The 18,955-nt window shown below is 67.7% G+C and carries 13 protein-coding genes; 6 read left to right on the forward strand and 7 right to left on the reverse strand.

Going from position 1 to position 18,955, the window contains the following annotated elements; translation table 11 throughout:
- Positions 1-288 precede the first annotated feature (288 nt).
- Complete coding sequence (locus ASE28_RS06925; RefSeq protein ID WP_057265757.1) at positions 289-1,281, reverse strand: DUF808 domain-containing protein; 993 nt, start codon at positions 1,279-1,281, stop codon at positions 289-291.
- A 202-nt stretch (positions 1,282-1,483) separates the two neighbouring features.
- Between ASE28_RS06925 and ASE28_RS06930 the strand changes: the two genes are divergently transcribed.
- Positions 1,484-2,188 (forward strand): methyltransferase, encoded by a 705-nt coding sequence (locus ASE28_RS06930; protein WP_057265759.1) that lies wholly within the window; start codon positions 1,484-1,486, stop codon positions 2,186-2,188.
- Between the two features lie 83 nt (positions 2,189-2,271).
- Here ASE28_RS06930 and purL read toward each other — a convergent pair whose 3' ends face one another.
- Complete coding sequence (gene purL, locus ASE28_RS06935; protein WP_057265875.1) at positions 2,272-6,267, reverse strand: phosphoribosylformylglycinamidine synthase; 3,996 nt, start codon at positions 6,265-6,267, stop codon at positions 2,272-2,274.
- Between the two features lie 143 nt (positions 6,268-6,410).
- On the opposite strand from purL, the gene map reads away from it, so the two are divergent.
- Both map and ASE28_RS06945 read left to right on the forward strand, forming a co-directional pair.
- Positions 6,411-7,226, forward strand: a complete 816-nt coding sequence (map, locus tag ASE28_RS06940) for a type I methionyl aminopeptidase (RefSeq protein WP_057203586.1) — start codon at positions 6,411-6,413, stop codon at positions 7,224-7,226.
- An 81-nt stretch (positions 7,227-7,307) separates the two neighbouring features.
- Positions 7,308-9,899 carry a [protein-PII] uridylyltransferase gene (locus ASE28_RS06945; RefSeq protein ID WP_200963912.1) on the forward strand — a complete coding sequence of 864 codons (2,592 nt, stop codon included), beginning with the start codon at positions 7,308-7,310 and terminating at the stop codon, positions 9,897-9,899.
- Positions 9,900-9,902: 3 nt separating this feature from the next.
- Here ASE28_RS06945 and paoC read toward each other — a convergent pair whose 3' ends face one another.
- From paoC to ASE28_RS06970, 5 genes are all read right to left on the reverse strand, one after another.
- A complete protein-coding gene (gene paoC / locus ASE28_RS06950; protein WP_057265764.1) occupies positions 9,903-12,110 on the reverse strand; it encodes an aldehyde oxidoreductase molybdenum-binding subunit PaoC in 2,208 nt (735 codons plus the stop codon).
- Between the two features lie 3 nt (positions 12,111-12,113).
- Positions 12,114-13,064 (reverse strand): xanthine dehydrogenase family protein subunit M, encoded by a 951-nt coding sequence (locus ASE28_RS06955; RefSeq protein ID WP_057265766.1) that lies wholly within the window; start codon positions 13,062-13,064, stop codon positions 12,114-12,116.
- On the reverse strand, positions 13,061-13,717 hold the full coding sequence (paoA, locus tag ASE28_RS06960) for an aldehyde dehydrogenase iron-sulfur subunit PaoA (protein WP_057265768.1): 657 nt from the start codon (positions 13,715-13,717) through the stop codon (positions 13,061-13,063). The genes ASE28_RS06955 and paoA overlap by 4 nt, the downstream gene beginning before the upstream one ends.
- Positions 13,718-13,836: 119 nt before the next feature.
- Positions 13,837-15,039, reverse strand: a complete 1,203-nt coding sequence (locus tag ASE28_RS06965; RefSeq protein ID WP_057265770.1) for a serine hydrolase — start codon at positions 15,037-15,039, stop codon at positions 13,837-13,839.
- Between the two features lie 9 nt (positions 15,040-15,048).
- Positions 15,049-16,029, reverse strand: coding sequence for a tripartite tricarboxylate transporter substrate binding protein (locus ASE28_RS06970; RefSeq protein ID WP_235516064.1), 981 nt, complete (start codon positions 16,027-16,029; stop codon positions 15,049-15,051).
- 118 nt (positions 16,030-16,147) lie between these two features.
- Here ASE28_RS06970 and ASE28_RS06975 point away from each other — a divergent pair, with 118 nt between their 5' ends.
- From ASE28_RS06975 to ASE28_RS06985, 3 genes are all read left to right on the forward strand, one after another.
- Positions 16,148-17,056 carry a LysR family transcriptional regulator gene (locus ASE28_RS06975; protein WP_057265774.1) on the forward strand — a complete coding sequence of 303 codons (909 nt, stop codon included), beginning with the start codon at positions 16,148-16,150 and terminating at the stop codon, positions 17,054-17,056.
- 145 nt (positions 17,057-17,201) lie between these two features.
- Entirely contained in the window at positions 17,202-17,837 is a 636-nt protein-coding gene (locus ASE28_RS06980) for a YbhB/YbcL family Raf kinase inhibitor-like protein (RefSeq protein WP_057265776.1), read from the forward strand.
- 12 nt (positions 17,838-17,849) lie between these two features.
- A complete protein-coding gene (locus ASE28_RS06985) occupies positions 17,850-18,734 on the forward strand; it encodes a helix-turn-helix transcriptional regulator (RefSeq protein ID WP_057265778.1) in 885 nt (294 codons plus the stop codon).
- Positions 18,735-18,955 lie beyond the last annotated feature (221 nt).

Here is an 18,955-nt window from a genome sequence, read left to right on the forward strand (position 1 = left end):
TTGCACGGGGACGACCCCCGTGCATGCATTGGGCCCCCACGCGCACCGATGCGCCTTGCCACAGATCAACCATCGGCACCGCTGGCGCGGCGCGCCACCGACCCAGCGCCCAGGCTTCGATCTGGATCAACAATCTGTGCGCCACCCGCGTCGCATGAAACTGGCGCGGCCTAAGCCAGCGCCCCCGCGCAAGGGCCGCCCCGCCGCGCTGGGGGCGTCCCCCTCCCGAATCGCGTAGCGAGTCGAGAGAGGGGTGAAGGCGCGCAGCGCCTCAGGGGGTGCTTCACTTCAGTGCGAGGCCGCGCCCTTGCCGCGCATTTTTTGCACGGCAGTCACCACAGCCACCACCAGGCCACCCGCGACGATGCCCACCACCGCATTCAGCAGATTGGAGATCAGCCCGCCCCAAAGAGCGCCCGCAGGCCAGGTGCCGGCTGCAGCGCCAGCCCCCTCCACGGCATGGTGCAGGGCCGGAATGCCGTGCACCAGAATGCCACCGCCCACCAGGAACATGGCGGCCGTGCCGGCAATAGACAAAAATTTCATGAGCCAGGGGGCCGCATTGACGATGCCCGTGCCCAGCGCCTTGGCCACGGCGCTGCGCTTGTTGTTGAGCCACAGGCCCAGGTCGTCGAGCTTGACGATGCCGGCCACCAGTCCATAGACGCCTATGGTCATGATGACCGCGATGCCCACCAGCACTGCCACCTGCTGCGCAAACGAGGCCGTAGCCACCGTGCCCAGCGTGATGGCGATGATTTCTGCCGAGAGGATGAAGTCGGTGCGCACGGCGCCCTTGATCTTGTCCTTTTCCATGGCCACGAGGTCCACGGCGGGGTTGGCATTGGCCTGGGCACGGCTTTCGTGCTCGGCCTCGTCCTTGCTCTCGCTGTGCAGGAACTTGTGGGCGATCTTCTCGAAGCCCTCGAAGCACAGGAAGGCGCCGCCGATCATCAACAGCGGAGTGACGGCCCAGGGCGCGAAGGCGCTGATCAACAGCGCTGCCGGCACCAGGATGGCCTTGTTGATCAGGGAGCCCTTGGCGACGGCCCAGACCACCGGGATCTCGCGCTCGGCGCGCACGCCGGTGACCTGCTGGGCGTTGAGCGCCAGGTCATCGCCCAGCACGCCGGCCGTCTTCTGTGCGGCCACCTTGGTCATGACCGATACGTCGTCGGCCATGGCGGCGCTCTTCTTGGCCGCCACCTTGGTCATGAGGGCGACGTCGTCGAGGATGGTGGCGATATCGTCCAACAGGGCTAGAAGGCTGCCAGCGGCCATGGAATGTCCTTGCGATTGCGGTGAATGCGCCGACTATAGCAACGCGCAGGGCCCGTCCCCACGCGTCCAACGGCTACATGCCAAGTAGGCCAGGAGCCCATTGCGGGCCACGCAAGGAAGCCCCTACAGGCCAAAAGGCGCATACTTGGCGCTGCACCACCAACCTTTGGGGTCCCTTGATACCGGGCTTCTCGCCCGGGCCATGCCAGGCTACCTCACCAAGCAAGACAGCGTCCCGATCGCGGGCGCTGCGAATCTCATCATCCGTTCGCTGCTGGACAGGCAGCAGTTCTCTGACCCGCTGGGCGAAGCCGAGCGGCTGGGCATCTCATCGGCCCTGTGGCCGCTGTTCGGCCTGCTGTGGCCCTCGGGCACGCAACTGGCCGAGCGCATGGCCACCCGGCCGCTGCAGGAGGGCGAGCGCGTGCTGGAGATCGGCTGCGGCCTGGGCCTGGCCAGCCTGGTGTGCCACCGGCGCGGCATGGACATCACTGCCAGCGACGGACACCCGCTGGCCGACCGCTTTTTGCTGGAGAACCTGCGGCTGAACGCCCTGCCGCCCATGAAATACTGCGCCGGCCACTGGAACCCACCCGAAGGCACCGAGGGCGACGGCACCGCCGCCAGCACCGTGAGCGGCCAGTTCGACCTGATCATGGGCAGCGATGTGCTCTACGAGCGCGACGCACGCGCCACCCTGGCCGGTTTCATCGACCGCCACGCCGGCGTGGGCGCCCAGATCTGGATCGTGGACCCGGATCGCGGCAACCGCAGCGCCTTCCACAAGCAGATGGCTGTGCACCGATTCGCCGTGGTGGAAGAGCGCCTGGACCACCCGGCCCTGGACGACCGGCCCGCCTACAAGGGCCGGCTGCTGGTGTACCAGCGGCCCGCGCTAGTGATCTGAGGCAACAAGCGCCTCGCGCATGAAAAACGGGGCCGAAGCCCCGTTTGGAGGTCATTGCCGCTGCAGCGGCAACTCCAGCCCCATCAGCCTACCCACTTGCGGGCATTTTGCCAAAGGCGCATCCACGGGCTCAGCTGGCTGCGGTCTTCGCTGGTCCAGCTCATCTGCACGTTACGGAACACGCGCTCGGCGTGCGGCATCATGGCCGTGAAGCGGCCGTCGGCAGTGGTCACGGCGGTGAGGCCGCCCGCGCTGCCGTTGGGGTTGAAGGGGTACTGCTCGGTGGCCGCGCCGTGGTTGTCCACGTAGCGCATGGCGGCAATCGCTTTGTCAGCATTGCCGCGGTAGCGGAAATTGGCATAGCCCTCGCCGTGTGCCACGGCGATCGGCAGGCGGCTGCCGGTCATGCCCTGGAAGAACAGGCTGGGGGACTTGAGCACCTCCACCATCGACAGGCGGGCCTCGAAGCGCTCGCTCTGGTTGGTGGTGAAGCGTGGCCAGTCCTGCGCGCCGGGGATGATGTCGGCCAGCTCGGCAAACATTTGGCAGCCGTTGCACACGCCCAGGCCAAAGGTGTCCGTGCGGCCGAAGAAGCCCTGGAACTGCTCGGCCAACACCGGGTTGAAGGTGATGCTGCGCGCCCAGCCGATGCCGGCACCCAGGGTGTCGCCATAGCTGAAGCCGCCACAGGCGACCACGCCCTTGAAGTCCGCCAGTTGGGCACGGCCGGTCTGCAAGTCGGTCATGTGCACGTCATAGGCCTCGAAGCCCGCTTCGGTGAAGGCATAGGCCATCTCGATGTGCGAGTTCACACCCTGCTCGCGCAGGATGGCGACCCTGGGGCGCGCCAGGTTGAGGTACGGCGCGGCCACGTTCTCGGCCGTGTCGAACGTGAGGTGCACGTGCATGCCGGGATCGGCCGGGGCGCCGGCAGCGGCGTGCTCGGCATCGGCATTGGCGGGGTTGTCGCGCTGCTGGCAGATCTTCCAGCTCACCGCGTCCCACACCTGGTGCAGGTCGACCAGCGGCGCGCTGAACACGGCCTTGGCATCGCGCCAGACCTGCAGCTCGCCCTTGCCGGCGTCGATGGGCGAGGACACGGGGCGCGTCTTGCCCACGAAATGGCTGAAGCGCGACAGATTGTGCTCGCGCAGCAGCTGCATCACGTCGTTGCGCTCGGCGGTGCGCACCTGCAGCAGCACGCCCAGCTCTTCGTTGAACAGGGCCTTGAGCGTGAGTTCTTCGCGGCGCGCGCTGACCTGGGTGGCCCAGTTCTTGGCGTCGCCGGTTTCCATGCGGCTGTCGCTGATGCCGTCGCCTTCGGTGACCAGCAGGTCCACGTTGAGCGACACGCCCACGTGGCCGGCAAAGGCCATTTCGGCGGCAGCGGCCAGCAGGCCGCCATCGCTGCGGTCATGGTAGGCCAGGATCTGGCCCTTGGCGCGCAGCGCGTTCACGGCGTTGACCAGGTTCACCAGGTCCTGCGGGTCGTCGAGGTCGGGTACCACATCGCCGCTCTGGTCCAGCGTCTGGCCCAGGATGCTGCCGCCCATGCGGCTCTGGCCCTTGCCCAGGTCGATCAGCACCAGGGTGGTGTCGGCTTCGGTCGCATCGAGCTGCGGCGTGAGCGTGCCGCGCACGTCGGCCAGCGAGGCGAAGGCGCTCACGATCAGGCTCACGGGCGAGGTGACCTTCTTCTTGTCGCCACCCTCTTGCCACTGCGTGCGCATGGACAGCGAATCCTTGCCCACAGGGATGGAGATACCCAGGGCCGGGCACAGCTCCATGCCCACGGCCTTCACCGTGGCGTACAGCGCCGCGTCTTCACCGGGCTCGCCACAGGCGGCCATCCAGTTGGCGCTGAGCTTGACGCGCGGCAGCTCGATGGGCGCGGCCAGCAGGTTGGTGATGGCCTCGGCCACGGCCATGCGGCCCGATGCGGGGGCGTTGATGGCGGCCAGCGGCGTGCGCTCGCCCATGCTCATGGCCTCGCCGGCAAAGCCCTTGTAGTCGGCCAGGGTCACGGCGCAGTCGGCCACGGGCACCTGCCAGGGGCCCACCATCTGGTCGCGGTGCGACAGGCCACCCACCGTGCGGTCGCCAATGGTGATGAGAAAACGCTTGGACGCCACCGTGGGGTGGGCCAGCACGTCGATCACGGCCTTCTGCAGCGGCACGCCGGTGAGGTCCATGGGGGCGAACTGGCGCTCCACCGTGGCCACGTCGCGGTGCATCTTGGGCGGTTTGCCCAGCAGCACGTTCATGGGCATATCGACGGGGCTCTTCTGGTCGCCACCGGCCACGGCCGTGTCGTCCAGCACCAGTTGGCGCTCTTCGGTGGCGGTGCCGATCACGGCGAAGGGGCAGCGCTCGCGCTCGCAGAAGGCCTGGAACTGGGCCAGCGAACCGGGGGCGATGGCCAGCACGTAGCGCTCCTGGCTCTCGTTGCTCCAGATTTCCTTGGGCGCCATGCCCGACTCTTCGAGCGGCACGGCGCGCAGGTCAAAGCGTGCACCGCGGCCGGCGTCGTTGGTCAGCTCGGGGAAGGCATTGGACAGGCCGCCCGCACCCACATCGTGAATGGCCAGGATGGGGTTGGCATCGCCCTGCGCCCAGCAGTGGTTGATGACCTCCTGCGCGCGGCGCTCGATCTCGGGGTTGCCGCGCTGCACGGAGTCGAAGTCCAGTTCGGCCGCATTCGTGCCGGTGGCCATGGAGCTGGCGGCACTGCCGCCCATGCCGATGCGCATGCCCGGGCCGCCCAGTTGGATCAGCAGCGAGCCAGCGGGGAATTCGATCTTCTTGGTGAGGCCGGCGTCGATCACGCCCACACCGCCCGCGATCATGATGGGCTTGTGGTAGCCGCGTTGCACGCCGCCCACGTTCTGCTCGTACTCGCGGAAGTAACCCGCCAGGTTGGGCCGGCCGAATTCGTTGTTGAACGCGGCGCCGCCCAGGGGGCCTTCGACCATGATCTGCAGCGGGCTGGCGATGTGCTCGGGCTTGCCGACCTCGCTGCCCCAGAGCTTGGAGACCGTGAAGCCGGTGAGGCCCGCCTTGGGCTTGGAGCCCCGGCCGGTGGCGCCTTCGTCGCGGATTTCACCGCCGGCGCCGGTGGAGGCGCCAGGGAAGGGCGAGATGGCCGTAGGGTGGTTGTGCGTTTCCACCTTCATCAGCACGTGCTGGGTGGCTTCGCTCTTGGCGTAGCCCACCGTGCCCGCATCGCCCATGCGCGCCAGGAAACGCTCGACCTGATGGCCTTCCATGACGGAGGCATTGTCCGAATAGGCGATCACCGTGTGCTGGGGCGCCAGTTGGTGGGTGTTGCGGATCATGCCGAACAGGCTCTTGTCCTGCGCCACGCCGTCGACGGTGAATTCGGCGTTGAAGATCTTGTGGCGGCAGTGTTCGCTGTTGGCCTGGGCGAACATCATCAGCTCGACATCACTGGGGTTGCGCGCCAGGCCGTTGAAGGCGTTGACCAGGTATTCGATCTCGTCCTCGGCCAGGGCCAGGCCGAAGCGGGTGTTGGCAGCCTCCAGCGCGGCGCGGCCTCCGCCCAGCACATCCACATGCTCCATGGGCGCGGGCTGCAGCTCGGTGAACAGCGCTGCGGCGCCGCTGCGGTCGGCCACCACCGATTCGGTCATGCGGTCGTGCAGCAGGGCCGCGACCTGGGCCAACTGGACGGCGCTCAGCTCGGGCGTGCCGCCCAGCAGGCCGGGCTTGAGGGCTACGCGGTACTCTGTGATGCGCTCCACGCGGCGGATCGCGATGCCGCAGTTGCGCGCGATGTCGGTGGCCTTGGAAGCCCAGGGCGAGAGCGTGCCCAGGCGCGGGGTGACGACGATGACCGCGCCATTGTCTGGGCCGGCGTAGGGATCCCCGTAGGTCAACAGGGCCGCCAGGCGCTCCTGATCGGCTGGCGAGGGCGCCGCATCGGTGGCCACCAGGTGCACGAAGCGCGCAGCGATGCCAGTGATCTTGGGGTGGATGGCCTCGAGGGCAGGCTGGAGTTGCTGGGCGCGAAAGGTGCTGAGGGCGTTGCCGCCCGCCAGCGTGGTCATGTGCAAGGTCACGGTAGCGGCCTGTTGGGGTGTGAGGGGTACGGTGGGCGCCGCCGCCATCCGAAAAACGCAGGCTTGGTGGCGGTTGGCCTCCCATTTTAACCGGCGTCTTCCCACCGCATGCGCCGTCCGGCCCGCAATGGGATAATCCCCCCATGAGCATCACCATCAAAACTGCACAGGACATCGAGGGCATGCGCGTCGCCTGCCGCCTGGCGTCTGAAGTGCTGGACTACATCGCCCCCCACATCAAGCCCGGAATCACCACCAACGAAATCGACCGGCTGGCCGCCGAATGCATGGTCCAGCAGGGCACGATTTCGGCCACGGTGGGCTACCAGCCGCCGGGCTACCCGCCCTACCCCAAGTCGCTGTGCACCTCGGTCAACAACGTGGTGTGCCATGGCATCCCGAACGACAAGCCCCTGAAAAAGGGCGACATCGTGAACGTGGACGTCACCGTGATCACCAAGGAGGGCTGGTACGGCGACAACAGCCGCATGTACCTGATCGGCGAAACCTCCATCGCCGCCAAGCGCCTGTGCGCGGTGACCTTCGATGCCATGTGGCATGGCATCGTGCAGGTCAAACCGGGCGCCCACCTGGGCGACATCGGCCACGCCATCCAGAAGTTTGCCGAAGGCCTGGGTTTTTCCATCGTGCGCGAGTTCTGCGGCCACGGCATCGGCCAGCGCTTCCATGAAGAGCCCCAGGTGCTGCACTACGGCAAGCCCGGCACGCTCGACGAACTCAAGCCCGGCATGGTGTTCACCATCGAGCCCATGATCAACGCCGGCCGCCGCGAGGTGAAGGACCATGGCAACGACGGCTGGACCATCGTCACCAAGGACCATAGCCTGTCTGCCCAGTGGGAGCACACGGTGCTGGTCACCGAGACGGGCTACGAGGTGATGACGCTGTCGGCCGGCTCGCCGCCGCTGCCGTCCTTTGTGACCGCCACAAAGACATAAAAAGTCAGCGGGAACCCCGCTGCGCACGACTCTTGCGTGGAACACTGCATGGCCATATCGACTGCAACGCCCCTATCGTCCATGACCGAAATCCACGCCCTTCGGGACGCCTACCGCCGCGACAAGGCGGCGCTGATGGCCTCCATCCAGGCCACAGGCGCGTCCACGCGCGGCATCCGCGTGCTGCTGCGCAAGCTTTCCACCCTGGCGGGTAGCCTGCTGCAGGAGCTGTGGCGCCGGGCCGAGCTGCCCCCCGACCTGGCCCTGGTGGCGGTGGGCGGGTTCGGGCGCGACCAGCTGTTCCCGTATTCCGACGTGGATGTGCTGCTGCTGCTGCCCGATGACCGGGCCGCCGATGGCTGCAGCGTGCTGCGGGCGCAGCTCGAAGCCTTCATCGGCAGTTGCTGGGATGCGGGGCTGGAAATCGGCTCCAGCGTGCGCACCATTGCCGAGTGCCTGGCCGAGTCGGCGGCCGACGTGACGGTGCAGACCTCGCTGCTCGAAGCGCGGCAGATCTGCGGCAGCACCGGGCTGTTCGCGCAGTTCCAGGTGCAATACCGCGCGCAGATGGACCCGCAGGCCTTTCTGGTGGCCAAGACGCTGGAGATGCGCCAGCGCCACAACAAGTACGAGAACACCCCCTACGCGCTGGAGCCCAACTGCAAGGAGTCGCCCGGCGGCCTGCGCGACCTGCAGATGATCCTGTGGGTGGCCCGCGCGGCCGGCCTGGGCAGCACCTGGAAGGAGCTGGCCACCAGCGGCATGGCCACGGCCTTCGAGGTGCGCCAGATCGAGCGCAACGAGGCCGTGCTGTGCCTGATCCGCGCGCGCCTGCATGCCGCAGCAGGCCGGCACGAGGACCGCCTGGTGTTCGACCTGCAGACCACGGTGGCAGAGTCCTTCGGCTACCGCTCGCAGGCGCCCGACGGCTCACGCCTGCCGATGCGCGCCAGCGAGGCCATGATGCGCCGCTACTACTGGGCGGCCAAGGCGGTCTCGCAGCTCAGCCAGATCCTGTTGCTCAACATCGAGGAATCGCTCAACCCCTCGGCGCACGAACCGCGCCCCATCAACGAGCGCTTCTTCGAGAAGTCGGGCCTGATCGAGGTGGCCAGCGACGACCTGTACCTGAAGGACCCGCACGCCATCCTGGAGACCTTTCTGCTCTACCAGACCACGGTGGGGCTCAAGGACCTGTCGGCCCGCACCCTGCGGGCCCTGTACAACGCCCGCAGCGTGATGGACGGGGCCTTTCGCAGCGACCCGGTGAACCGCGCCGCCTTCATGCGCATCCTGCAGCAGCCCGCCGGCATCACGCATGCCATGCGGCTCATGAACCAGACTTCGGTGCTGGGGCGCTACCTGTGGGCGTTTCGCGGCATCGTGGGGCAGATGCAGCACGACCTGTTCCACGTCTACACGGTGGACCAGCACATCCTGATGGTGCTGCGCAATGTGCGCCGCTTCTTCATGGCCGAGCACGCGCACGAATACCCGTTCTGCTCGCAACTGGCCGGCGGCTGGGACAAGCCCTGGATCCTGTACCTGGCCGCGTTGTTCCACGACATCGGCAAGGGTCGCGGTGGCGACCATTCGCAGATCGGCGCCATGGAGGTGCGGCGGTTCGCCCGCCAGCACGGCGTGGACCGCGAGGATGCGCAGCTCGTCGAATTCCTGGTCAGCGAGCACCTGGCCATGAGCCGCATCGCGCAAAAGGAAGACCTGAGCGACCCCGACGTGATCGCCGCCTTTGCCAAGCGCGTGGGCAATGAGCGCTACCTCACGGCGCTGTACCTGCTGACAGTGGCCGACATCCGCGGCACCAGCCCCAAGGTGTGGAACGCCTGGAAGGGCAAGCTGCTGGAAGACCTGTACCGCGCAACCTTGCGCGCCCTGGGCGGGCGGGCGCCCGATGCCGCCGCCGAGGTCGAGGCGCGCAAGCGCGAGGCCCTGGTGCTGCTGGCCCTGAGCGCCCTGCCCTTCGAGGCGCACAAGGCCCTGTGGGCCACGCTGGACGTGAGCTACTTCATGCGCCACGAGGCCGCCGACATCGCCTGGCACACGCGCCACCTGTCGCGCCACGTGGGCGCGCCGCGCGCCGTGGTGCGTGCCCGCCAGTCGCTGGCCGGCGACGGCCTGCAGGTGATGGTCTACGCGCCCGACCAGGAAGACCTGTTCGCCCGCATCTGCGGCTACTTCGACCGCGCGGGCTTCAGCATCCTGGATGCGCGCGTGCACACGGCCAACAACCAGCATGCGCTCGATACCTTCCAGATCGTGGCCGACGACCAGGCCGGCCACTACCGCGAGCTGACCCACATGGTGGAGAGCGACCTGGTGCATGTGATCGAGGAAGGCGGCCCGCTGCCCGAGCCCACGCGCAAGCGCGTGTCGCGCCGGGTCAAGAGCTTCCCCATCGCCCCGCGCGTCACCCTGCGCCCGGACGAGAAGGCCCAGCGCTGGCTGCTGGCCATCTCGGCCAGCGACCGCGCGGGCCTGCTCTACCTGGTGGCCCGGGTACTCGCCAACCACCACCTGAGCGTGCAACTGGCCAAGGTCAGCACCTTGGGCGAGCGGGTGGAAGACACCTTTTTGGTGCAGGGGCCCGAGCTGCAGAACAACGCGCGGCAGATCCAGATCGAGACGGAGCTACTGCGCGAGCTGTCGAACTGACTTTCAGGTCACTTCAGGCAGCTTGTCCAGCAGCTTGTCGAGCGTGACGGGATAGTCGCGCACCCGCACGCCCGTGGCGTTGAAGACCGCGTTGGCCACAGCCGCCGCCACGCCGCACAGGCCCAACTCGCCCACGCCCTTGGCCTTCATGGGCGAGGAGACCGGGTCCGTTTCGTCCAGGAAGATCACCTCCTGGTGCGGGATGTCGGAATGCACCGGCACCTCGTAGCCTGCCAGGTCGTGGTTGACGAAGAAGCCCTGGCGCTTGTCCACGGCCAGCTCTTCCATCAGCGCGGCGCCCACGCCCATGGTCATGGCGCCGATCACCTGGCTGCGCGCGGACTTGGGATTCAGGATGCGGCCGGCGGCGCACACCGCCAGCATGCGGCGCACGCGGATCTCGCCGGTGGCCACGTCCACCCCCACCTCCACGAAATGCGCGCCGAAGGTCGATTGCTGGTACTTCTTGTCCAGGTCGCCGTACTCGATGGTGTCCTCCACCACCAATTCACCGCCAGCCGCAGCCTCGGCCAGCGGCACGGAGCGCTCGCCCGAGCGCACCGTGCCGTCGGCAAACACGGCGCCATCGACCGGCACGCCGAGCTTCTGCGCCACGGTCTCGCGCAGCTTCACGCAGGCGGCGTACACGCCGGCAGTGGACGAGTTGCCACCCCACTGCCCGCCCGAGCCGGCCGACACGGGGAAGGCCGAGTCGCCCAGGCGCACCATGACCTTGTGGATGGGCACGCCCATCATCTCTGCAGCGGTCTGCGCGATGATGGTGTACGAGCCGGTGCCGATGTCGGTCATGTCGGTCTCCACCGTCACCACGCCTCGGCTGTTGAGGCGCACCCGCGCGCCCGACTTCATCACCATGTTGTTGCGGAATGCCGCAGCCACGCCCATGCCGACGAGCCAGCGGCCGTCGCGCACCTGGGCAGGCTCGGCGCGGCGCTGACTCCAGCCGAAGCGCTGGGCACCGGTGCGCAGGCATTCGACAAGTTGGCGCTGCGAGAAAGGCCGCTCGGGCTTTTCGGGGTCGACCTGGGTATCGTTGATGGCGCGGAACTCCACCGGGTCGATGCCCAGCTTGGTCGCCATCTCGTCCATCGCGATCTCCAGCGCCATCATGCCCGGCGCCTCGCCGGGCGCGCGCATGGCGTTGCCCTCGGGCAGGTCGAGCACGGCCAGGCGCGTGGCGGTGAGCCGGTGGGCGCCGGCGTAGAGCAGCCGTGTCTGGTTCACCGCCGTCTCGGGCTTGCCGTCCGGCAGATCGCCCGACCAGCTCTCGTGCGCGATGGCGCTGATCTTGCCGTTTTTGGCGGCGCCAATGCGGATGCGCTGGATGGTGGCGGGGCGGTGCGTGGTGTTGTTGGCGATCAGCGGCCGCTGCAGCGCCACCTTCACGGGTTGGCGCGCCGCCTTGGCGCCGAGGGCGGCCAGTAACACGTCGGCACGGATGAAGAGCTTGCCGCCAAAGCCGCCGCCGACGAAGGGCGAGACCAGGCGCACATTGTCCTTGGGGATGCCCAGGGTCTTGGCCAGGTCGCCCACGCTCCAGTCGATCATCTGGTTGGAGGTCCACACCGTGAGCTTTTCGCCCTTCCATGCTGCCGTGGAGGCATGCGGCTCCATCATGGCGTGCGAGTGGTCGGGTGTGGTGTAGGTCGCATCGTGCTGCACCGGTGCGGTATCGAAGGCTTTCTCGAAATTGCCCTTGCGCGTGTCGGCGGGCGACCCATCCTGTTCGGGCGGCTTGTGCGCCGAGGGGCGGGCCGCAGCCAGATCGAAACGGCCGTTGGCGCGGCTGTACTGCACCTTCACCAGTTGCGCAGCCGCCCGCGCCTGCTCGAAGGTCTGGGCCACCACCAGCGCGATGGCCTGGTGGTAGTGCGCGATCTCGGGGCCGCCGAGCAAGGCGGCAGTGTTGAACTGGCCCTTGCCGAGCTTGCCCGCTGTCTGCGCCGTGACGATGGTGATCACGCCCGGCGAGGCCTGTGCGGCGCGCAGGTCCATGGACTCGATGCGCCCCTTGGCAATGGCCGCGCCCACCACCACGCCGTAGGCGGGGTTCTGCACCGCGTCGTGGCGCTCATAGGCATAAGGGGCGGTGCCGCTGGTCTTCATGGGCCCGTCGATGCGGTCCATGGGCTGGCCAATGAACTTGAGCTGATCAATGGGGTTGGTGGTGGCGGGGGTATCGAACTTCATGGCTCAGCTCCTTGCCTGCAACAGTACGGCGGCGATGGTGCGCTCGGCCAGCGTCAGCTTGAAGGAGTTGTCGTGCGCCGGCTGCGCGCCAGCGAATAGCCTGGCTGCCACGGCCTTGGCGCCCTGGGGCATCTCGGCCTCAGCGGCCGCCACGCGCCAGGGCTTGTGGGCCACACCGCCCAGGGCGATGCGGCCGGTGCCATTGCGGTTCACGATGGCGGCCACCGATACGAGCGCAAAGGCGTAGGACGCGCGATCGCGCACCTTGCGGTAGATATGCGTGCCGCCCAAGGGCTTGGGCAGCGTGACGGAAGTGATGAGCTCACCCGGGGCCAGCACCGTCTCCACATGCGGGGTGGTGCCGGGCAGGCGGTGGAAGTCGGCGATGGGAATCACCCGCGTGCGGCCATCGCCGCGCACGGTTTCCACCGTGGCATCGAGCACGCGCAGGGCCACGGCCATGTCGCTCGGGTGCGTGGCGATGCAGGCCGCGCTGGTGCCAACCACCGCATGCTGGCGTGTGACCCCGCCGATGGCGCTGCAGCCGCTGCCCGGCTGGCGCTTGTTGCAGGGCATGTGGGTGTCGTAGAAATACGGGCAGCGCGTGCGCTGCAGCAGGTTGCCGGCCGTGGTGGCCTTGTTGCGCAACTGGCCCGAGGCACCGGCCAGCAGTGCGCGCGAGAGCACCGCGTAGTCGCGTCGCACGCGCTCGTGCGCGGCCAGGTCGGTGTTGCGCGCCAGCGCGCCGATGCGCAGGCCGCCGTCGAGCGTGGGCTCTATCCTGTCGAGCTGCAAGGCGTTCACGTCCACCAGGTGCACGGGGTTTTCGATCTGCAGCTTCATCAGGTCCAGCAGGTTGGTGCCGCCGGCGATGAACCTGGCGCCGGGGACGCGTTCGACGGCGGCGGCCGCCTCTGCGGGGGACTGGGCGCGTTCGTAGGTGAAGGGCTTCATGCTTTTGCTCCCGCCGCCACTTCGGTGATGGCATCCACGATGTTCGAATAGGCGCCGCAGCGGCAGATGTTGCCGCTCATGCGCTCGCGCAGTTCATCGGCCGACAGCAGGGGCCGCGCCGTGAGGTCGGCGCTCACATGGCTCGGGATGCCCCGGCGGATCTCGTCGAGCACGCCCACCGCCGAGCAGATCTGCCCCGGCGTGCAATAACCGCACTGGTAGCCGTCGTGCTTGACGAAAGCCGCCTGCATGGGGTGCAGGTTGCGCGGCGTGCCCAGGCCTTCCACGGTGGTGACCTGCGCTCCCTCGTGCATGACAGCCAGGGTCAGGCACGAATTGATGCGCCGGCCATCCACGATCACCGTGCAGGCACCGCACTGGCCATGGTCGCAGCCCTTCTTGGTACCGGTAAGGTGCAGGTGCTCGCGCAGCGCGTCGAGCAGCGTGGTGCGGGTGTCCACCTCCAGCTCGCGCGGCTGGCTGTTCACGATGAACGTGACCTTGGCCATGGGGGTGGGAACCGTGACGCCGGGCGGCTGGGGCGCCACGGGTGTCTGGGCGTCGGCGGGCATGGCGGCTGTCGCCGCGCCGGAAGCGGCGCCGACGATCAGCAAATCGCGCCGGGAAATCGGCAGCGCAGTCGCTTGTTGCATGTTTTTGTCCTGTGGGGGCGGATCAATGCATGCTGGGCGCTGCAGACTGCCACGCCATGGCGGCCGTGTCCTGATTTTCTGTAGGACCAGGCCCCGCCCTCTCCAAGAGACCTTGCGGGTCAGGCCCTGCAGGCCTGGATGAAGCTGTGCAGCTCGGCATCCCGGTCGTGCTCGTGTGGGCTCACGTAGCGCGGCTCGGGGTAGACCGCGAGGTTCACCACCACCAGCTTTTCGGCGCGATGGGTGTAGATGCGCTGGCCCGAATGGCCCATGGCCAGCATGGCGCCGTCATCGGTCAGCCACCAGCCGAAGCCGTAGCCCGTGAGCCCCAGCGAGCGCCGGGCGGGATGGAAATCCTCGGGGATGTCGAAGGCGCGGGTGGCCATGGTGTCCACCCAACCCGGGGGCAGGATGGCCGCGCCATCCAGCATGCCGTCCGCCACGACCAGCGAAGCCAGCCGCCCCATGTCGCGCAGCGACATGCCAGCGCGGCTGCCCGCGATCTCCTGGCCACCCTCCGATTCGAGCGTGTAGTAGGCATCGTCCTCCATGCCGCAGGGCTGCCATAGGCAAGCGCTCATGTAGTCGGCCAGGGTCTGCCCGGTTGCCGCACACAGCACGCACCCGAGCAGGTAGGTATCGCCCGTGTTGTAGTGCCAGTGGCTGCCGGGCGCGTGCTGCGGGGACACGGCCTGCAGCATGCGCAGCACGCCGCCCGGCACCTTGTCCGCCAGCGACTTGCTGTAGCGGTTCACGTCGGATTGCTTGTCGGTGTAGACCTCGGACCAGGCCACACCCGAGGACATGGTCATCAACTGCCGCACGGTGACCTCGGCGTAGCCGGATGACTGCAGCTGCGGCAGGTAGCGCACCACCGGGTCGTCCACGCTGCCGATGGCGCCATCGCGCACGGCGGCACCCACCAACAGCGCCGTCATCGACTTCACGGTGGACATGGTGCTCCAGCGCTCACCCGGCTGCAGCCCCAGGCCATAGTGCTCGAGCACCACCTGGCCATCGCGGATCACGAGCAGGCCGGCCACGCAGTTGCGGTCCATGAAGTCCGCGACCGTGCGCGGCTCGCCCGCGTGGGCATAGTGCAGCTGCAGTTCACGGCCACGCACAACAGGCCTGGCGACTGGGCCGCGCCGGATGGTGCGCGTGGCAAAGAGCTGGTCCACGATGCGGTAGCCATGGGCCTGCAAGGGGGGCGACCAGAGCAGGAAGTCCTCGCTGCGCGGCAGGTGCACCCTGGGTTGTGCGGTGGGGGCCGTGTCGATGGAAGGAGAGAAAGGCATGTCGGACACCGTGTTGCGCTGCATGGGTGGTGCTCACTCGTTCTGGATGCCCAGGCGCTTGATGATCGGGCCCCATACCAGGGCCTCGTCCTGCATGGTCCTGGCGACCGCTTCGGGGCCCAGGGCCGTGGGCGGGTCCATGAACAGCGCGTCCATGCGGGCCTTGACGGTCGGGTCGGCCCAGAATTTCTTCGTCTCGGCATTCAGCAGCGCCACCACCTCCCTGGGCGTGCCCTTGGGCACCATCAGCCCATACCAGCCGCCGGCAGGGAAGTCCTTGAGCCCGGCTTCGTAGACCGTGGGCACATTCGGCAAGGCCGGTGAGCGCTGGCTGCCGAACACCAGCAGCGGCACCACCTTGCCGCCCTTGGCCTGGGGCACCACGCTGGTGATGGCATCGGCCGTGACCTGGGTCTCGCCGCCCATGAGCCCGACCATGGCCGGGGCCGCGCCCTTGTATGGCACGTGGGTCATCTGCAGGCCATAGTGCTGCGCCAGGAACTCGACGTTGAGGTGCGTCGAATTGCCCTTGCCGGCAGACCCGTAGTTGAGCGAGTCGGGCTTGGCGCGGGCCAGCTTGACAAGGTCGTCCAGCGACTTGATGCCCGACGCCGGGTTGGCCACCAGCACCTGCGAGGTGCCCGCCAGCATCAGCACCGGATCGAAATCCTTCACCGGGTCGTAGGCGAGCGTCTTGTACGAGAAGCGGTTGAGCGACATGTTCGACGTGCTGCCGAACAGGAGGGTGTAGCCGTTGGCGGGTTGCTTGGCGACGTAGCTGGCCGCGATGCCGCCATTGGCACCGGGCTTGTTGTCGACCACCACGGGTTGCCCGAGCGATTTGCCCACATGGTCGGCCCAGGCCCGCGCCAGGCCATCTGCGGCACCGCCCGCGGCCACCGGCACGACCACGGTGATGGCCCTCGACGGACAGGCCTGCTGGGCCTGCAGCGGCATGGAGGCCAGAGCGCAAAGGCCCATCGCCAGGCTTGCGAGAAGAGGATGTGAAACCATGGATCGCCTTCGCATTGAGTTGATTGCAGGGCAATGCTAAGCAGCGCAAACCATGCCGTCCAATGCATAATTATTTGAAATTGCATTACCATTTCTCATATAAACCACAGCCGTCGCCATGAATCTCCAGCAGTTCGAGCACTTGCTCGCCGTCGCAGAAACCGGCTCGTTCAGCCGGGCGGCCGAGCAGCTGCACCTCACACAGCCCGCGCTCAGCCGCAGCATCCTGGCCCTGGAAGACGAGCTGGGTGCCCCGCTCATCGAGCGCGCCGGCAAGCGCAAGGAGCTCACGCCGCTCGGTGTTCTGGTCGCTGCGCGGGCGCGGCGCATCGGGCTGGAGCTGTCCGAGCTCAAGCGCAGTGCCAGCCTGCTAGCCGGTCTGGAAGTCGGCACCGTGAAGCTGGGCCTTGGCCCTGCGCCCACGGCGATGCTGGCCGTGCCGCTGTTGCAGCACATGCTTGCGCACCATCCGCGCATCAAGGTGCAGCTCTCCAGCGGCCCGGCGGAGTTGCAGTTGCAGAGCCTGCGCGCCAGGGACCTGGATGCGCTGGTGATCCACCGGCGCTCCCTGTCCCCGTACGACGACCTCAACGTGGACCTGTTTCCGGAAATGCGCCTGGGCTTCGTCTGCCGCAGCGGCCATCCGCTGCAGGGGGCCGCGCAGGTGTCGTTCGCACAGTTGCGCCAGTACCCGCTGGCCGCCAGTGGCACAGGCCTGAGCGACGAGGCGGTGCAAAGCCTCAATGCCCACTTCGGCCAGTCCGTGCACTTCAACGAAGCGATCCTGTTCCAGTCAGATGAGGCGGCCTGCCTGCTCGAAGTGGTGCGCACCACCGACGCCGTGTTCCTGGGCGCCATCGAAGTGGCACGCGCGCCCATCGACCGGGGCGAACTGGCGGAACTGCGGCTAAGCCGCCCGCTGCGGCTGACTTCGCAGTTTGCCTTCGTCACGCTGGAAGGCGTCACCGAGCCCCCTGCCTTGAAGGTGGTGCGGGAGTTCTGCGCAGAGCGGATGCACGACCGCTGACGGCACGGCCACCACGCAAAGGCTCAAATGCCGTCACATTGAGCGGATCGGGAGTCCATTTGATTGGCTCTGGAACGTCATCGGCGCGGCATGTCCCTAGAATTCGCCAACACCCATCCTTCACCCCCAACACAGGACACAAGCCATGCAACTCACCAGCCAAAGTTTTCAGGACGGCCAGGCGATCCCAGGCGAATTCGCGTTCGCGGTGCCCGACGCCGCCACGCATGTCGCGCTGTCGTCGAACCGCAATCCACACCTCGCCTGGAGCGAAGCACCGGAGGGCTCCCAGTCGTTTGTGGTGGTCTGCCACGACCCGGATGTGCCCAGCCGCGGCGACGACGTGAACCAGGAGGGCCGCGAAGTGCCCGCAGCGCTGCCGCGCGTGGACTTCTTCCACTGGCTGCTGCTCGACCTGCCGGCCGATACCCGGCAGATCGCGGCGGGCAGCCATTCAGACGGGGTGACGCCGCGCGGCAAACCCGGTCCTGCCGCACCTGGCGGCGCCCGCCACGGCATCAACGACTACACCGGCTGGTTCGCGGGCGACGAACAGATGAAGGGGGACTACCACGGCTACGACGGCCCCTGCCCACCATGGAACGACACGCTGGTGCACCACTACGTCTTCACCGTCTATGCACTGGCCACACCGACCCTCGCCGTCGCAGGCCCGTTGACGGGCGCCAGCGTGCGCGCGGCGCTGGCCGCGGCCCCGGTGCTGGGCCAGGCCAGCATCACGGGGCTGTACAGCCTCAATCCTGCGGTGTCGGTGGGCTGAGCGATTGGCCCGATGGCGCCCACGCAGGTCTTTGCTACCGGCACACGCTCGCTGCAAGAAGCCAGCGGCACGCCCGTGCCCTGGCAACTCCCATCGGGTGCGCCCGTGCTGCGGCGCAGCCTGTGCACGCTGGCACAGCCCTGTTTGAAGCAGCCGCAGCACACGCCCCGCTTTGTGTTCCACGAGGCCACCGTCGTGCTGGTTGCGGCAGGCCGGCTCGATCTCGACGACGGCGCTGCACAGATGGCGGTGGACTCGCCCGCATCGCTGCTGCTCGTTGCGCCGAACACCTGCGCAGACCTCGTGAAAACACCGGGTGGCAGCGAACAGCGCTTTCGCTCGATCCTTTTGACGCTGCCAAGCATGCTGCTGGAGGCATTCCATCGCGCCCGTCCACCCGCTGCAGCGGACAGGGAGCAGCGCACAGCGCCGTTCCGGCAGATGCCGCTGGACGATGACCTCGCATCCACCTTGCGCCAGGTGCATGACAGCATCGACGTGCGGCGCGTGGGCGATGAGCGGCTGCAATACCGGCTGATGGACCTGCTCGCGGCCTTGGCGGAACGCGGCCATGTTTTTTGGCCGAGCGCGCAGAACAGCACTGCGGCCCGCCTGCGCACCCTCATCGGCGAGGCCCCCGAGAGGCGCTGGACGGCCCATGAGGCCGGGCGTGCGCTCGCCATGAGCGAAGCCACGCTGCGCAGGCGCCTTGCGAACGAGCGCGAGCGCTTTGACAATCTGCTGGTCGATGTGCGCATGCACCACGCGATGATGCTGGTGCAGACCACGTCGTGGAGCATCCCGCTCATCGCGCAGGCCTCGGGCTACCAGTCGCGTGCGCGCTTTGCCGAGCGCTTTCGCGCGCGCTTCGGCTACCTGCCCTCGGCCGTTCGCTGACCCCAGGCCGCCCGGTCCAAAAACACCCTGTCGGTAAATAGGCGAGAGCGTCCCGTAAATACCGCCAGCGCAGCCCCATGATTCTGGCCGGACTAATGCCCAGAACCGTGCGAGCAAGAAAAAAGGGTTACGCCATTACTGACGTAACCCTTTAATGGTGGCGGAGTGGACGGGACTCGAACCCGCGACCCCCGGCGTGACAGGCCGGTATTCTAACCAAC

The organism is Acidovorax sp. Root219, from assembly GCF_001428665.1.
Lineage (GTDB): Bacteria > Pseudomonadota > Gammaproteobacteria > Burkholderiales > Burkholderiaceae_C > Acidovorax.

Excerpts from the sequence above, each read along its gene's own strand:
- map (WP_057203586.1), top strand. The coding sequence starts at position 6,411 with ATGAGCATCACCATCAAAACTGCACAGGACATCGAGGGCATGCGCGTC.
- ASE28_RS06970 (WP_235516064.1), bottom strand. The coding sequence starts at position 16,029 with ATGGTTTCACATCCTCTTCTCGCAAGCCTGGCGATGGGCCTTTGCGCT.
- ASE28_RS06980 (WP_057265776.1), top strand. The coding sequence starts at position 17,202 with ATGCAACTCACCAGCCAAAGTTTTCAGGACGGCCAGGCGATCCCAGGC.
- ASE28_RS06930 (WP_057265759.1), top strand. The coding sequence starts at position 1,484 with ATGCCAGGCTACCTCACCAAGCAAGACAGCGTCCCGATCGCGGGCGCT.
- paoA (WP_057265768.1), bottom strand. The coding sequence starts at position 13,717 with ATGCAACAAGCGACTGCGCTGCCGATTTCCCGGCGCGATTTGCTGATC.
- ASE28_RS06985 (WP_057265778.1), top strand. The coding sequence starts at position 17,850 with ATGGCGCCCACGCAGGTCTTTGCTACCGGCACACGCTCGCTGCAAGAA.
- ASE28_RS06945 (WP_200963912.1), top strand. The coding sequence starts at position 7,308 with ATGACCGAAATCCACGCCCTTCGGGACGCCTACCGCCGCGACAAGGCG.
- ASE28_RS06965 (WP_057265770.1), bottom strand. The coding sequence starts at position 15,039 with ATGCAGCGCAACACGGTGTCCGACATGCCTTTCTCTCCTTCCATCGAC.
- ASE28_RS06975 (WP_057265774.1), top strand. The coding sequence starts at position 16,148 with ATGAATCTCCAGCAGTTCGAGCACTTGCTCGCCGTCGCAGAAACCGGC.
- paoC (WP_057265764.1), bottom strand. The coding sequence starts at position 12,110 with ATGAAGTTCGATACCCCCGCCACCACCAACCCCATTGATCAGCTCAAG.
- ASE28_RS06925 (WP_057265757.1), bottom strand. The coding sequence starts at position 1,281 with ATGGCCGCTGGCAGCCTTCTAGCCCTGTTGGACGATATCGCCACCATC.
- ASE28_RS06955 (WP_057265766.1), bottom strand. The coding sequence starts at position 13,064 with ATGAAGCCCTTCACCTACGAACGCGCCCAGTCCCCCGCAGAGGCGGCC.